We start from the raw sequence: 15812 nt of genomic DNA, 5'->3' as shown, positions 1-15812 counted from the left end.
CCGTGAATACCGGGAAATCACAGTTTAATATCTCAGCGGTAGTAAATCGCAATATGCTGGTCTTGCACTTTTTCTATTCTGATTTTTAGATCAAAAATCTCTTCCAGAATATCCGGCTGCATTATCTTTTCTGGTGCCCCGCGATAAATAACCGCGCCATCTTTCATCGCAATAATATGGTCGGAATAAGCAGAAGCGAAGTTGATATCGTGAATCACCAGTATGATGGTTTTGTTCAGTTCATCTGCCGCACGCCGCAATTGTTTCATCATCGCGACACAGTGCTTCATATCCAGATTATTTAATGGCTCATCCAGCAGGATATAGTTCGTATCCTGGCACAGCACCATGGCAACATAAGCACGTTGTCGTTGCCCGCCAGAGAGCTCATCAAGATACCTATCTTTCAGCGGCATTAAATTGAGAAACTCCATGGCCGCATCAATATGTTGGCGATCATTAGCATTAAGCCTACCTTTTGAATAAGGATAGCGCCCAAACCCGACCAAATCCGAGACAGTCAACCGACTGGTGAAATGATTCTCCTGGCGCAAAACAGACAGGATAGTGGCCAGTTTATCCCCGGAAGTTTTCGCCACATCCAGCCCATTAAACATCACACTCCCAAGATCGGGCGTGAGTAAACGGCTCATAATCGACAATAACGTAGACTTTCCGGCACCATTCGGCCCAATAATTGAGGTAATTCCACCCGAAGGAATCTGCTCATTTATATTATCGAGTACCAAAGTATCCTGGTATTTTTTATTAACATCAGTTATTTCAATCACACCGGAGCCTTTTTTATTAAAAGATAAATAAACAGCGCGCCGCCAACAAACTCAATAACCACTGACAGCGTTCCCGACATGTTCAGTAAACGTTCGAGAATTAATTGCCCGCCAACTAACGTAATTGCTCCCAGCAGAAAAACACCGGGCAACAAATATTGATGTCGGAATGAGCCCACAATAGGGTAAGCCAGATTAGCGATCAGTAGACCTAAAAATGTTAATGGCCCGACAAGTGCAGTTGAGATAGCCACCAGCAATGAAACAAGCAGCAAAATAATAGTGATCTTTTTCTGATAGGCAACACCCAGATTAACCGCGGTATTTCTACCCAGCGCGATAATATCGAGACAATGGCGCATGCGCCAAACAGCAATGCCCACGATAACGATTATCCCAGTGGAGAGCGCGATAATTTCAGGTGCGGCTCGCGTAAAGGTGGCAAATACCCTGCCCTGTAATATGGCAAATTCCCCCGGAGAGAGTAAACGTTGCATTAGACTGGATAAACTGCGGAACAAGGTGCCGCACACCAAACCAACCAATAGCACCTTGTGCAAATTGATACCTACGCCCATCAGTAGCCAGCGGTATAGAAACGCCGAGAACAGCAATAGTAATGCTGATTCACAGAGAAACTTACCGGTGATACCCAAGACCCTGAATCCATCAGCATCGACAAAAAATATCAGCAGCGTTTGTATCAGAATAAATAGCGCTTCAAGCCCCATGACAGAGGGAGTCAAAATACGGTTATTTGTGACGGTTTGGAATAAAACCGTGGCGATACCGGCGGCAAATGCGACCAATAACATGGTGGCTAAAATAAGGCCACGATGTACCAGAACATAGTGGATATTGCCCCTGAGATTAATGGTCATGAAGAGAATTATCGCACTAAGAGCAATAAAGCATAATAACCATAGCCGCTTTGCCGGTAGGCTTAGCGTTTTGCTTTTCTCGTGTGGGAGAGAGCTTGTTGGAGAATATTCATCAGCCTGCATGGCGTTTTGCCCTAACAATTAATAATAGGAAAACGAATGCGCCAATTGCGCCCAGAATTACGCTGGCCGGTATTTCAAATGGGTAGCTGATTAACCGACCAATAATGTCGCATAAAACCACCAGCGCTCCACCACATAGCGCGACCCAAGGAATGGTGCGGCGCAAATTGTCGCCCATCGCCATGCTGACAATATTAGGCACAATCAACCCCAAGAAAGGCAGCACACCAATTACCACCACCACCACGCCACTAATGATGGCAATAATCGACATCCCCATCAGCATAACGCGTTGATAATTGAGGCCTACATTGACCGAGAAATCTCGCCCCATTCCAGCAACGGTAAAACGGTCTGCAATCAGGCAGGCAATTAGCGTCAGTGCCCCAACTATCCACAGCAACTCATAACGCCCCTGTAATACACCCGAGAAATCGCCCGATTCCCAACTGCCCAGTGATTGCAGAAGATCAAATTCCATAGCCAGAAAAGTCGTTACTGCACTAAATACCGCCCCCAGCATAATACCGGTCAGTGGGACCATGAGCGCCGACTTCATTCTCATTCGGGCCAGCAACAGCATGAAGAGCGCCGTGCCACCCATGGCAAATACCGTCGCCACCAACATTTTGACCATGACGGGCGCTGCTGGGTAAAACACCATGATCAGTAATAAGCCAAGGCTGGCAGACTGGGTGGTACCGGCAATCGAGGGTTCAACAAAACGGTTTTGAGTCAGCATCTGCATGATAAGGCCAGCAACACTCATCGCGCTGCCCGCCAAGACCAAAGCCAATGTTCGAGGCACACGGCTTATCACAAAAATATCGCGCATATCCGGATCGGACCAAACATCAGCCAAAGTGACATTCCCGGCACCGATAAATAGGCTGCATATCATCAGGCCCAGTAAAATCACCAAGCCTGTAATAAAACTAAGATTTTTCATTAGTGAAAATTACTGCGCTGTCGCTTGTTTATCCAACACAGTGCTAATTTTATCCATCAGCTGCGTATAACTCTGCACACCACCTGCAATATAGAGCGAGGCAGAATCGAGATAAATAATATGATTATTTTGCCATGCTTTGGTTTTACGAATCAGTGGATTATCCAGCACCTGCTGTGCAGATTGGCCTTCCGCACGCCCAATCGCGTTATCGCGGTCCAGAACAAATAGCCACTCAGGATTAGCATTAAGGATAAATTCAGAGGTGACCACATTTCCATGACGACCAGTCTCAGTGAAAGTCGCCGCTGGCGTAAATCCTAACTCGTCAAAAATAAAACCAAAGCGAGAGCCAGGGGTATAAGCCGACATTTTTCCACCACTGACCATCAATACCATCGCTGAGCCCGCATTGGCTGATTTTTGCTTTATGGCATTTATCTGAGAAGTGAAATTATCCAGCAGAGTTTTCGCCTGTTCTTCTTTACCAAATATCGATGCCAGTTGCTCAGTGCGATGAGTCAGACTTTGTGTGAAATGCTGAGTATCGATATCAAGAGAGATAGTTGGCGCAATGGCGCTAAGTTTGTCATAAGCATCTTGAGCACGGCCACCGGCGATGATCAGGTCAGGTTTAGCCTGACTCAATGCCTCATAGTCTGGTTCAAATAAGGTGCCAGCATTCAGATACTCTGAGCCACTGTATTTGGATAAAAATTCGGGAAGATGGGTGCTGGTCTGTGGGACTCCGGCAATTTTAATCTGCAGAGCATCAGCCGTATCCAGTACTGATGGGTTCAATATGATAACTTTTTGCGGATTAAGTGGAACCTGAGTGGTCCCCTGCGCATGTTCAATACTTATTCTTGATGTTTCTTCTGAGGTTGTAGATGAATCATCACATCCAGTAATGACAGCGGCGGCTGCCAGTAATGATGAAAATAAAGCTAAACGTAATCGCATTTTCTCTCCTGAAAAGTAGGGATGTAAATATCCTTGAGTGCTAACGCTAATGATTTGCATTACTGGTGATGGATAATACCGATCTATGCTTGCGATGAACAGATTACATCAGCGACCTTCTGACTAATCTGTAGGATGGGTAACAGCTTAAAGGCTTAATACCTTGAACGATAAAATTTAACTATTTGTATTTTATAAGATAAATTTCATTTTAGCGGAGTGAATAGAATTATCGCCATAATATGGAGAAATTGTGATTTTTCTTACAGGCTGTAGGAAATAATGCAGGTCACTATCAACTAGGGCGCAAAATGCAGCTACATTGCCGTGGCGGTGAGTTCTTTGCATCACTGGCAGCAGTCACTAACCTTATAAAAAAGCCCGCAAATGCGGGCTTAAAAAGATATGACGTTTAACGGCTAAAACCAATATCGTCATCAATAACAGCATTCGGGCCAATAGGTACCCTACCTGGCTTAGCCAATTGCAATTTATTGAACACAATTTTGTCGCGCCATACTTTACGCAGAAAATCTTCGAACACCTGAATCGTCAGTTGCTCACCAGGGCATCGGCGATAGCTGAATCCGAAGGGGGCAAAGCCTGCGTAATCACATACCGGTTTTGCTTTACCATCCACCACGCCGAACACGGTACCGAAACCGCTGTTAGTTACGGCCACATTACGACCATCTTTCACCTCCAGCGAGGTGATATCAAATGGGCAGCGAGCCAGACCAATCTGTTTGCATTTCTCTTCAGTTATCTCAGCGCTGGTTGGCACATCACGATAACGGTTCGGATCGAATTCTTTAGGGTCTTTCCAATGGACCGGGCTGAAACTGGTACTGGTATGAGGGGTACTAATGTAGCTGTGACGTTCAAAAGGCAAACCAAAACGCTTATGCGGTGACTCACCATAGGCCGAAGTACGAGCATCTTCCACCGCAGAAATACTGCCGCCATTAGGTGAGATAGTGCGGAATAATTCCATGACAAATAACTCTAGCGGCGTATAAGGTGCGCCATTAGCATTATCAAAATCACTACTCATGGTCTTTTTAAATGCTTCACGGACAGCCGGGTCGCCTTCATTTTCACTCAAACGGGACATGATACCGAATAAGGTATTTCCCCACTGACTGAAAGCAACAAAATTGTGGAAGCATTCAAACACAATATCTTTCTTACTAAAGTGTTCACCGTTACCGGCATTCTTCAACCAATACCAAGCCATGGTTTTTTCAGGATTAGCCGTGCGCCCATTGTTGATGTCATCGACACGTTCATCAATCCATTGTTTAAGAAAATCGAGTTGTTTACGTACTGTCATATAGTTTTCATAAACAATCGGCTGCAGTGGGTCACGGTAGGCTAATACTGTATTGAACGACTCACCAATTTCTCTGACCTGTTTCGGAATAGCATCGCCTTTAACACCTAAATGCAAATCCCAATAAATATCAAAATAGTAATCTAAGTAGTGCCGCATGAAGGGTTTATTGGCGAACTGAGGTTCCATTAATTGGTCGAAAAATGCGACGACTTTATCACCATACATTGGCCGATACAGATCAGGAGTTACAGCAGAGAAATAGATACGTTTGCGGAGGTTATTCTCACCACGCTCTTCCAGGCCCTGTAGGAAAACCGTGACACCTTCAGAGGGCGTGGGCTTCCAGTCTTTATAAATCAAGCCCCAAAGATCATAAGGCAGCGCATTCTCTTTGGTAAAATTCAGGTCGATCATCGGTAACATCGGCCTTTCACCCTCATAGAAACTAGTGAGGAAGAAAGGAACGACGGCATTCTCAACATAAGTTCGGTCAAAATTGGCGGGAATAGTTTCACGAAAACGAGCTAAAGCAGCGGCGATTTTATCGGGTAATGCATGTTCTCCTGTTGCTGCATGACCTGATGCTGCTACGGCTCCCGCGCTGGATGTCCCTGCTGCCAGCCCTAACGCTGCAGCGCCTTTCAAGAATGTACGTCTTTCCATATCTGCACTCCTCACATTGAAAATAACACATACCAGTTATTGATTTTCTTAATGAATATATAAACTAAGTTAATATACTTATTATTCCATCACTGAATATAGCGTTCAAAGTCACACTTACATTATTTTAAGAGTTAAATTTTTACTGAGAGTATTCTTACTATTTATCCTATCTCACTTATAAAAAGGCAAGATTAATCTCATGAAAAGGCAAATAAAAGAGACTAACCCTATAATATTACTAATTAAAAAATAATCCGGAATTAAATATTTCACCTAAGACAAACACTAGATGAACATTATTTCACTTTTGAATTCAAATTCTGATTTTAATTAATTCCTCGATATTTTTCATTGCCATTAATTAAATACCGCAATATTCCACTAAAATAGTGTGGTTAATCAGTATCAAACCAACTTTCGTTACCAAAACTGACGTAACGTCATCCTGATTGTTTGGGACTCAGGCTGCTGCGATGGTTTTGCAACAACACGTTCATAATTCACAATAATGTCACCGCCGCTCCAGGCCCTTATGCCAATCCCGGTTCCCAGCCTTAAGGTATTCGCCGCATTATCTTGAGCAACATCATCAATGCGTGTCTCACCACCAACATTGTAATAACTATCAAAAGACACCCATATTTGCGGCGTAATGTTGCGGCTGGCGTGGCCTTCAATAACCACCAGAGGGTCTTGACTAAGTTTAGAGGCACCACCAACCTGATAATTATCATTGTCGGTAAATACCGTGGTCGTGATATAGGTCTCAAGCCACGTCCAGCCTTGGTCCGGTGTATAGCTATAGTTCACTGTGGGCGAAAATACCCATCGATTCGCACTGGGATTTAAAGCGGAATGTGCATCATATTCCCCCAGTGGAGTACCAAGATAAAAATGAAAACTGGAGAAAGTTTCGGGAATAAAGGCGCGGAATTGCTCGCGACTCAATGCCGGTCCGCCAAACAAATTGATTTGCCACAGCATGCCAATATCAGAGACACCACGAGTAGAAGCGCGGAAGTCTCCGGAATGGGTTTCAACATAACGGTAAGGCAGTACCAACGAAAGGCCCCCGGTTCTCCCCCAATAATCCATGGTACGAGTCAGCATAAAAGATTGAGATAATACATTTGCTCGAACATCAGACGTAATATCCATACCATCTTCTGGCGTCACCGAAGAGGAATAACCCGCATTATAAAACCCAAGCCATGAATCAACGGGTGCATTCAGATAATCACGAGCAGACCCGGCAAAACTATTGATAGGAAAGAGAGTAATAGTAAGATAAAGCAAGCAGCAGAATCTGCGGGAAGGATACATAGTGGATATTCTCTTTATAATAGTAGCGATAACACATTAGGCTACTTATACTATTGCTGACGTGCTGATATCCAGATAATTCTAAAAACGGCGCCATGATAAGTAGCACATTAAAAAAAATACTTTTTATTTTTTCCAGCCGCATTGTACCAGGCTATCACTGACGAGATGAGTGATAGCACCAAATTTAGTAGCTCCGGTTTATTCCAATTCTGCGACTAGTCCAACATTGATGACTTTATTACTGGTGCTGGAATTGCTGAAAATGAGCTTAAAAAAATGGAAAATTTGACCGAAGTCATTATTATCAACTAGTTTTCTTCTTCATATTTATCCCGTAAAAGCTAAATTATACACTCGATTATCTGGTAATTAATCTAATTTAACCCAATAATCATCTCTATATGGAGGCTATAGCAGAAATTATTAGGCCAATGTTAAAAAATGGTTATCCTTTCTTTCACTTAGTATACTGACAGGTATGTAATTCATTATTTTGGCGTGCAAATATGTCGACTTATGCTTGGCGTAGTACTGTTTGGATTGCGGTATACCTGTTTTTTATTTTAGCCCCGTTGTTGGCATTATTGACTGGTACATTGCCCCCCGCCCGAGATTTCTGGACAGAGCTTTCCATTGCCCTCGGTTATGCAGGATTAGCAATCATGGGGCTACAGTTTGGTCTGACAGCGCGCTTTCGCTATGTCACCGAGCCGTGGGGGGAAGATATTATTTATCACTTCCATCGCCGCATTTCTCTTATTGCCGTTGGGCTGGTTATCGCGCATCCAATCATTCTGTTTGTTATCCGCCCAGAGTTACTGGCTCTACTCAACTCCTTTGAAGCCCCATGGCGCGCCCGTTTTGCGGCACTCTCAACCTATGCCCTGATTGCTTTGGTTATTACCGCATTGTGGCGAGTACAATTGAAAATTCGCTATGAAATCTGGCACCTATCTCACATTATTCTAGCAGTGATTGCGGTAATCGCCGGGATCGCACATATGGTCGGTTGGGGCTTTTATCTCGACGATCCGTTGAAAAAAACGCTGTGGATTGGTCTGATTCTTTTTTGGTTTGGGCTGCTGCTGTATGTTCGAATCGTCAAACCGCTATTTATACTGCGCCGCCCCTATCGAGTGGTCGAGGTGCGTCAAGAACGCGGAGACACCACCACACTGGTTATGGCACCTGAGGGCCATGCAGGCTTTCGTTTTACTCCGGGTCAATTTGGCTGGCTAACCGTTTGGGGCAGCCCATTTAACATCACCGGGCATCCTTTTTCCTTCTCATCCAGTGCGGCAGTAAGTGATGGACGCGTCGAAATGTCGATCCGCAACTTGGGCGATTTCACCCGTAATATTGCTAAAATACCGGTCGGTCAACGAGTCTATCTGGATGGCCCTTATGGCGCGTTCACCTTGGGTAATCCGGCAGATATGCATGTTTTAGTCGCCGGAGGGGTTGGAATAACCCCGATGATGAGTATGTTGCGTACGCTCGCAGACAGCGGCGACCAGCGCCCCGCTCTGCTGCTTTATGGCAGTAAAGACTGGGAATCAATTACGTTTCGTGAGGAATTAGAAGCCTTGCAGTCACGGCTGAATTTGAAAGTGGTGCACGTATTATCCAATCCATCACCTGACTGGACTGGCGAGAAAGGGTTCATTAATGCTGAGATCTTCGAGCGTTACTTACCGCCATCCTATGCAGATCATGAGTATTTTATCTGTGGCCCGAATATCATGATGGACGCTATTGAAAAAGCGCTGGCTGAGATCGGGGTTCCGATGTCGAAGTATCATTCTGAGCGCTATAGTTTTGCCTAAGGAGAATACCAATGCGACGTTTATTTGCTGAGCGGCTAGTCATCGCAACCGCCATTATTGTGATAATAGTAGCCGTATTATTTGCCTGGCTACGAGTCGCCGGATAAGCCCATTATCTTTATCCTGGATCTTTATTACAGCCAAAAATAGTCTTACTCCTTCCCCTGTTATCAACTGACATTTTGCGGGTTTTACTCTGTATGCCCGCATATTTCGTGCAAATACCAGACAGTTATATGACGATTTCGTGAACAAGCCCTAAAGATATAATAATTAATTTGATCTATCTACGCGGGTAGATACACTAAGAGCAGGCAACAAGATTAAAGTGGCTAATGTGTTACTGCTCAGTACCCTTTGGTTGAATATTCTAGCAATCGGGTGAAAGGCGAATAAATAGACAGATATTAATCTGTGAACATATTGATGCGTGAATATGATGCTTCAACACCAGGGGAACTTTTTTAATGACTTCACTAAATAGCTCGACGGCAGACAATGATCCATCAGAGAGCATGGCTGCAGAAGAGCGTTTGGCTACGCCCGAAGGCCGTAAAGATTTTTGGCGCGCAACCTTTTCGTGCTGGCTTGGCACCGCCATGGAGTATGCAGACTTCGCACTCTATGGTTTAGCGGCTGGCATAATATTTGGTGATGTCTTCTTCCCTGAAGCAACACCGGCGATCGCATTATTATCTAGTTTTGCCACTTACTCTGTCGGCTTTATTGCTCGCCCTATTGGTGCACTCTTGTTTGGTCGATTAGGTGACCGTAAGGGCCGTAAAGTGGTGATGATTACCACCATCACTTTGATGGGCGCATCCACGACCATGATTGGCCTGATCCCAAGCTATGCTTCAATCGGCTTGTGGGCACCGGCTTCCTTAGCATTCTTGCGCTTTATGCAAGGGCTGGGAGCGGGCGCTGAGTTATCAGGTGGCGCGGTCATGCTAGGAGAATATGCCCCAGCGAAAAGGCGTGGTCTGGTCTCCTCAATTATTGCGTTGGGTTCTAACAGCGGGACGTTATTGGCTGCACTGGTATGGTTGTTGGTGCTGCAAATGGATAAACAAACTCTACTTGATTGGGGCTGGCGTATTCCGTTCCTTTCCAGCATTTTAATCGCCGGGGCCGCACTGTTTATTCGCCGTCATATGCGTGAAAGCCCAGTATTTGAGCGCCAAAAATTAGTGCTGGAGCAACAGCGCCAGGAAGCTCTGGCTCTCGGTCGCGAGCATATGGTTGAAGTGGATAACCGCACTTTCTGGCAGCGCAGCAAATCATTCTGGATTATGGTGGGTTTACGTATCGGTGAGAACGGCCCATCTTATCTGGCTCAGGGCTTTATGATCGGCTATGTTGCCAAAGTGCTGATGGTCGATAAATCGGTACCAACCATGGCGGTGTTTATCGCCTCTTGCTTGGGCTTCCTGATTATTCCATTAGCGGGATATCTATCAGACCGCTTTGGCCGCCGGATTACCTATCGCTGGTTCTGTTTGCTGCTAATTATCTATGCTTTCCCTGCATTTATGCTGCTAGAAACCCGCGAACCTATTATTGTAATGGGTACTATAATTGTCGGCATGGGTCTGGCATCACTGGGGATCTTCGGCGTGCAAGCTGCATGGGGTGTCGAGCTGTTTGGTGTGACTAACCGTTATACCAAGATGGCGGTAGCAAAAGAGTTGGGGTCAATTTTGTCTGGCGGTACTGCACCACTGGTCGCCGCAGCAATGCTGACATTGACTGGCCACTGGTGGCCAATAGCCCTCTACTTTGCTGTGATGGCCGGGATTGGCTTTGTCACAACATTCTTTGCTCCTGAGACACGCGGACGTGACCTTAACTTGCCAGAAGATGCGATTTAATAAAGAAAAGTAGGTAACTTTGGTAAAGCTTCAATCTCATCGTATTACGCGTTCGGATGTTGCGCGAGAAGCAGGTACTTCGGTGGCGGTGGTAAGCTACGTCATCAATAATGGGCCGCGTCCGGTGGCTGAGGCCACTAAACAGCGGGTGCTTGATGCCATCAAGAAAACCGGTTATCGGCCCAATGAGATTGCCAGAGCATTAGCATGCGGTACGACTAAAACTTATGGTTTGGTCGTACCCAATATCTCCAACCCATTCATTTCTTCAATGGCTCATGCCCTGCAACGTGAAGCCTTTGCCAACGGGCAAGTCTTGTTACTGGGTGATGCCGGTGATTCTCGTCAGCGTGAACTCGAACTTATCAATAATTTACTGCATCGTCAGGTTGATGGCTTGCTGTATACCAGTGTCGACCGCCATCCTTATATTGACTTAATTCAGGCTACCGGGACACCATTTGTCATGCTGGATAGAGTCGATCCTACCCAACAAATTTGTGCCATTCGTGTGGATGAGCGCGCAGCGGCATTTCAAGCCACTCAGCATCTGATTGAGCATGGCTATCGTGAAATTGCCATTATTTGCGGCCCACTGGATATGCTTAATACTCAAGACAGGGTGAATGGTTGGCGCGATGCGTTGCAACAAGCTGGCTTGGCAGTGCGTAATGAGTGGATTTTCTCGACCACCTATACCCGCCCTGGAGGATATCAGGCAGCGCAACAAATGCTAACCGGGCCACTGCCACAGGCATTATTTGCCACCAATGAATTACAGGCGTTTGGTTGTTTGCGGGCAATGGCTGAGTACAACCTGACGGCGCCAAAGGACTTAGCACTGATCTGTTTTAACGGCACAATTGAATCCGAATATAACGTACCGTCACTGACGACCGTGCGCCAACCTGTCGATTTAATGGCAAAAAACGCCATTGAGATGCTGAAAAACTGGACGGGTGCTCCAACTATTCGCGAATTCGATTTTTCGTTACAGCTCGGTGAGTCCTGCGGCTGCTCCAGCAGTAAAAGAGATTTTTCATTATAAAAAGATAAAAAATATGCGTTTAATTATTGATTGTGACCCAGGAAATGGCGTACCCGGCGCCAATGTCGATGATGGCCTTGCATTAGCACTGGCCATCGCCGCACCGGAAATTGAGTTAGAACTCATCACTATCGTGGCGGGCAATACCCCAAGCGAAGTCGGATTCTCTGTTGCCCATGATTTGGTCACCCGTCTGGGATTGACCATCCCTATCGTGCGGGGTGCGTCACAGGCTTTGGTTGAACCGGCCGCGCTTTGGCGCGATAAATTGGATAACAGCGCCGCCAGAAGCGGATTAACTGCACTTTGGCAACACACTCCACCACCACAAATCGTCGCCTCCAGCGCGCCATTAGCGGCCCATGCTATGGGTGAATTAATCTGTAATAACCCCGGAGAGATAACCTTGGTGGCGATTGGTCCACTGACCAATATTGCTCATGCTATGCAACTTTACCCACAGCTAGCGTCATCTGTGGCAGAAATTGCTATCATGGGTGGCGTATTTAATGTCGATGGCTATCTTAAAGACACCAATTTTGGGATCGATCCCGAAGCGGCGCATGTGGTGCTAACCAGTGGAGCCAACATTACACTGGCACCTTTAGATGTCACAACCCAGACGCAAATGGTGCATCAGGATTTAGATAAGATGGCACTGATTGGCTCACCACTGAGCCGTTATCTGGTCGACACTCTCCGCCCGTGGATCAGTTACTCAATGCAAACCCGCCAACTGCCCGGCTGTTGGGTTCATGATGCACTGGTGGTAGCCTGGTTGCTTGATAAAAGTATCGTGACCACTACCCGCGACTATATTGATGTCGCACTCGAAGGGGCATTGACCCGCGGAATGACCTTGCGTTTTAGCCCAGAGAATCTACGTTTAGATGTTGGTATACCTGCACCACAGGGGAAACCGGTAAATATACTGCAAACAGTTGATAATAAAAAACTCTTGGATACCATCTATCAATCGTTGAGTCATTATACCCACTAGATTTCCCGGTTCAGGTCGGTGGGCAACCTCCGACACTGTACCTTTGAATAATAAGGAGATCGCCAAACTCATATGCTGACACTGCTTCATCTGCTTTCTTCCGTAGCCCTACTGGTGTGGGGAACACACATCGTCCGCACAGGTATCATGCGGGTTTATGGTGCTGATTTGCGTCGGGTGCTGAGTGCCAGTATCCAGAAAAAACCAACCGCTTTTGTCGCCGGGATTGGTGTGACTGCACTGGTGCAAAGCAGTAATGCCACGGCACTGCTGGTTATCTCGTTTGTATCACAGGGGTTGATCTCCTTGTCACCGGCACTGGTGATTATGCTTGGGGCTGATGTTGGGACGGCGCTGATGGCGCGGGTGCTCACCTTTGATCTCTCCTGGTTGTCACCACTATTGATTCTCGGCGGGGTGATTGTCTTTCTCGGGCAGCGCAAAGCGCGTATCGGGCAAATGGGTCGGGTGTGCATCGGCCTTGGGCTGATTATTCTGGCACTGCAATTAATTGTGACTGCCGCCGGGCCTATCACTCAGGCCACTGCCGTCCAGGCTATTTTCTCGTCTCTAACCGGGGATACTATTCTGGCACTGTTGATTGGCGCACTGTTCGCCATGATCAGCTATTCCAGTTTGGCTGCGGTGTTACTGACAGCCACACTGGCCGCCACCGGTTTAGTCCCACTGAATATCGCCCTCTGTATCGTTATTGGCTCAAATCTGGGCAGCGGCTTGCTGGCGCTGATCAGCAGTCGTGGGCAAAATGCCGTTTCCCGACAAGTGGTACTGGGGAGCTTGCTGTTTAAAGTTATCGGCTGCATTTTGGTTGTTCCCTGGATCAACGTATTAGGGAAGTGGCTGTTCGGGCATAACTTACCGGCAGCCGAAGTGGTCATTTACTTCCATGTTTTCTATAACCTACTGCGCTGTTTGCTGATGCTGCCATTGGTTGAAGTAATGGCACGAATCTGTAGCCGGTTAGTCAGTGATGATCATAGTGTCGTCCCTCCCGCCGCGCCGCGCTATCTTGATATTACGGCGATCGATACCCCATCACTGGCATTAGCTAATGCCGTGCGGGAAACCTTACGCATGGGGGATGTGCTGGAACAAATGCTATTGCGCTTTAAAGAAGTGTTGGAGGGTAATAAGCAGCAAAAACATGAAGTCAGCTTGCTGGAAGACGAAGTCGACATGCTGTACAGCGCCATCAAGCTGTATTTAGCACAAATTCAGCAAGATGAATTGGGGGAAATTGACTCGCGGCGCTGGGCGGAGATTATTGATACTGCCGTTAACCTCCAGCAGGCGGGCGATATTATTGGCCGCATGACGTCGGATGTCGCCGCTAAGTCACTCAATGCACGCAAGCCATTTTCAGCCGAAGGATTTGAGGAACTAAATACCCTGCATGCCCGGCTTGTGACCAATCTGGATTTAGGGATGTCGGTATTTTTATCCCGTGATATCAATAACGCCAAGCGCCTACGCCGTGCCAAGCATCGTTTCCGTTTACTGAACCGCCGCTACTCTCATGCTCACGTCGAACGCTTACACCAGCAAAACGTCCAGAGTATTGAAACCAGCAGTCTACATATGGGGCTATTGGGCGATATGAAACGCTTGAATTCACTATTCTGTTCAACTGCTTATCATGTGTTGGAAGTGCAGGAAGAAGCAATGGATTAAGTTGAAATGGGGAGAGCGCAATGCCCTCCCCTGATCGTTTATTTCGCCGCTGACAAACAGATAGCCCGCGTCAACTCATACGATTTTACAAAGGAGCTAATAGGCAAGAATTCAAATGGTGAATGGAAGTTATGCGCGCCCGTGAAGTAATTCGGTGTCAGCAAGCCCTGAGTGGATAACGCCGCACCATCCGTACCGCCCCGCATTGGAATCACTTTAGGTTCAATACCCAACTGCGCCATCGAAGAGAAAATCAACTCAATGGCTCGCTTATCTTCACCAATCGAGTTACTGATATTGCTGTAAACATCCGTCACTGAATAGGTTATTTTCGCTCGTGGGTATTGTGCCGAGATCTTGGCTACCGCCTCACCAATTGAGGCTTTACGGGCTGCAAATGAAACATTATCAAAATCACGAATCGCAATGTTAAGCTTGGCATGGTTGGGATTAGCCACTATGTCGGTGAACCAGACATAACCCTCCCGCCCTTCGGTGTGCTCTGGTGTCTGCTGCGGGTCAAACTCGCTGATAATGTCATAAGCAACACGTATGGGGTTGATCAGCACATTTTTGGCAGACATGGGATGCGCCGTCACGCCAATAATATCAATCTCAGCCGAAGCCGCATTGAAGTTCTCATACACCACTTCACCCAGTTCGCAGCAATCGATAGTGTAAGCAAAATCGACATCAAAGCGCGCGAGATCCAGTGCCTTGGCACCACGCAGGCCAATCTCCTCATCCGGTACAAACGCCACCAGGATATCGCCGTGTTGATCATCCGCACTGAGGTTTTCCAGTAACGTCATCACCACCGTCACCGCCGCTTTATTATCGGCCCCCAACACACTAGTTCCGTCACTGAAAATAATCTCTTCACCTTGATAACGCAGGATTTCCGGGTGTTCCGCGGTGCGCAGATAAATACCCTGTTGCGCATTCAGGCACAAATCTTCCCCAGTAAAACGTAGCCGCTGCGGGTGGATATCTGGCGACAAACCAACATCAACAGTATCAATGTGTGTAATAAAACCAATGCGTGGCGCTGTAGGTTGGTTGCCAGGTTTACGTGCAGTGACCGTCGCATGTTGATCAATGACGATATCTTCCAGCCCCAACTGCCGCAGATCTTCGGCTAGCATTTGCGCCATTTTATGCTGCCCTGCGGTACTCGGCAGGGTTGTCGAGGCCGCGTCGCTCTGGCTACTCACCGCCAAATAGCGGAAAAAACGTTGCGTCAGTTGTTCTGAGAGTGCGAGTGTCATTTTTTATTCCTTATGCATTCTTTTTAGAAACCATCCTCAAAGTCATCAGCGTTGTAGCCCGATGGCAAACGC

The 15812-nt window shown here is 46.7% G+C and carries 12 protein-coding genes; 5 read left to right on the top strand and 7 right to left on the bottom strand.

Annotated features, from left to right (window positions below; translation table 11 throughout):
• Window positions 1-32 precede the first annotated feature (32 nt).
• The 6 genes from DJ58_RS13575 to DJ58_RS13600 form a co-directional block, all read right to left on the bottom strand.
• Window positions 33-791: an iron ABC transporter ATP-binding protein gene (locus DJ58_RS13575; protein ID WP_032911755.1), complete on the bottom strand. Its 759-nt coding sequence runs from the start codon at window positions 789-791 to the stop codon at window positions 33-35.
• Complete coding sequence (locus tag DJ58_RS13580) at window positions 788-1795, bottom strand: iron chelate uptake ABC transporter family permease subunit (RefSeq protein WP_032911756.1); 1008 nt, start codon at window positions 1793-1795, stop codon at window positions 788-790. The genes DJ58_RS13575 and DJ58_RS13580 overlap by 4 nt, the downstream gene beginning before the upstream one ends.
• Window positions 1785-2744 carry an ABC transporter permease gene (locus DJ58_RS13585; protein WP_004711835.1) on the bottom strand — a complete coding sequence of 320 codons (960 nt, stop codon included), beginning with the start codon at window positions 2742-2744 and terminating at the stop codon, window positions 1785-1787. The genes DJ58_RS13580 and DJ58_RS13585 overlap by 11 nt, the downstream gene beginning before the upstream one ends.
• A 9-nt stretch (window positions 2745-2753) precedes the next feature.
• Entirely contained in the window at window positions 2754-3707 is a 954-nt protein-coding gene (locus DJ58_RS13590; protein WP_004711837.1) for a siderophore ABC transporter substrate-binding protein, read from the bottom strand.
• Between the two features lie 412 nt (window positions 3708-4119).
• Entirely contained in the window at window positions 4120-5706 is a 1587-nt protein-coding gene (locus DJ58_RS13595) for a twin-arginine translocation signal domain-containing protein (protein WP_004711839.1), read from the bottom strand.
• 423 nt (window positions 5707-6129) lie between these two features.
• Entirely contained in the window at window positions 6130-7032 is a 903-nt protein-coding gene (locus DJ58_RS13600) for a transporter (protein WP_032911757.1), read from the bottom strand.
• A 509-nt stretch (window positions 7033-7541) separates the two neighbouring features.
• On the opposite strand from DJ58_RS13600, the gene DJ58_RS13605 reads away from it, so the two are divergent.
• From DJ58_RS13605 to DJ58_RS13625, 5 genes are all read left to right on the top strand, one after another.
• Window positions 7542-8861, top strand: coding sequence for a ferredoxin reductase family protein (locus tag DJ58_RS13605; protein ID WP_004711843.1), 1320 nt, complete (start codon window positions 7542-7544; stop codon window positions 8859-8861).
• 467 nt (window positions 8862-9328) lie between these two features.
• Complete coding sequence (locus tag DJ58_RS13610) at window positions 9329-10732, top strand: MFS transporter (RefSeq protein ID WP_032911758.1); 1404 nt, start codon at window positions 9329-9331, stop codon at window positions 10730-10732.
• A gap of 43 nt (window positions 10733-10775) precedes the next feature.
• Entirely contained in the window at window positions 10776-11780 is a 1005-nt protein-coding gene (locus DJ58_RS13615; protein ID WP_071985052.1) for a LacI family DNA-binding transcriptional regulator, read from the top strand.
• Window positions 11781-11793: 13 nt separating this feature from the next.
• A complete protein-coding gene (locus DJ58_RS13620; RefSeq protein ID WP_004711849.1) occupies window positions 11794-12780 on the top strand; it encodes a nucleoside hydrolase in 987 nt (328 codons plus the stop codon).
• A 72-nt stretch (window positions 12781-12852) separates the two neighbouring features.
• Complete coding sequence (locus DJ58_RS13625) at window positions 12853-14472, top strand: Na/Pi cotransporter family protein (protein ID WP_004711850.1); 1620 nt, start codon at window positions 12853-12855, stop codon at window positions 14470-14472.
• A 38-nt stretch (window positions 14473-14510) separates the two neighbouring features.
• Here the strand turns inward: DJ58_RS13625 and pepT are convergent, their stop codons facing one another.
• The gene (gene pepT / locus DJ58_RS13630) at window positions 14511-15740 is read right to left on the bottom strand and encodes a peptidase T (protein ID WP_004711851.1); all 1230 of its coding nucleotides are present in this window, start codon (window positions 15738-15740) and stop codon (window positions 14511-14513) included.
• Window positions 15741-15812: the final 72 nt, after the last annotated feature.

Origin of the sequence: Yersinia frederiksenii ATCC 33641 (assembly GCF_000754805.1) — a bacterium.
Lineage (GTDB): Bacteria > Pseudomonadota > Gammaproteobacteria > Enterobacterales > Enterobacteriaceae > Yersinia > Yersinia frederiksenii.
This window is presented reverse-complemented; position numbering and strand designations above follow the sequence as displayed.

Excerpts from the sequence above, each read along its gene's own strand:
- DJ58_RS13580 (WP_032911756.1), bottom strand. The coding sequence starts at position 1,795 with ATGCAGGCTGATGAATATTCTCCAACAAGCTCTCTCCCACACGAGAAA.
- DJ58_RS13585 (WP_004711835.1), bottom strand. The coding sequence starts at position 2,744 with ATGAAAAATCTTAGTTTTATTACAGGCTTGGTGATTTTACTGGGCCTG.
- DJ58_RS13590 (WP_004711837.1), bottom strand. The coding sequence starts at position 3,707 with ATGCGATTACGTTTAGCTTTATTTTCATCATTACTGGCAGCCGCCGCT.
- DJ58_RS13595 (WP_004711839.1), bottom strand. The coding sequence starts at position 5,706 with ATGGAAAGACGTACATTCTTGAAAGGCGCTGCAGCGTTAGGGCTGGCA.
- DJ58_RS13600 (WP_032911757.1), bottom strand. The coding sequence starts at position 7,032 with ATGTATCCTTCCCGCAGATTCTGCTGCTTGCTTTATCTTACTATTACT.
- DJ58_RS13605 (WP_004711843.1), top strand. The coding sequence starts at position 7,542 with ATGTCGACTTATGCTTGGCGTAGTACTGTTTGGATTGCGGTATACCTG.
- DJ58_RS13610 (WP_032911758.1), top strand. The coding sequence starts at position 9,329 with ATGACTTCACTAAATAGCTCGACGGCAGACAATGATCCATCAGAGAGC.
- DJ58_RS13620 (WP_004711849.1), top strand. The coding sequence starts at position 11,794 with ATGCGTTTAATTATTGATTGTGACCCAGGAAATGGCGTACCCGGCGCC.
- DJ58_RS13625 (WP_004711850.1), top strand. The coding sequence starts at position 12,853 with ATGCTGACACTGCTTCATCTGCTTTCTTCCGTAGCCCTACTGGTGTGG.
- pepT (WP_004711851.1), bottom strand. The coding sequence starts at position 15,740 with ATGACACTCGCACTCTCAGAACAACTGACGCAACGTTTTTTCCGCTAT.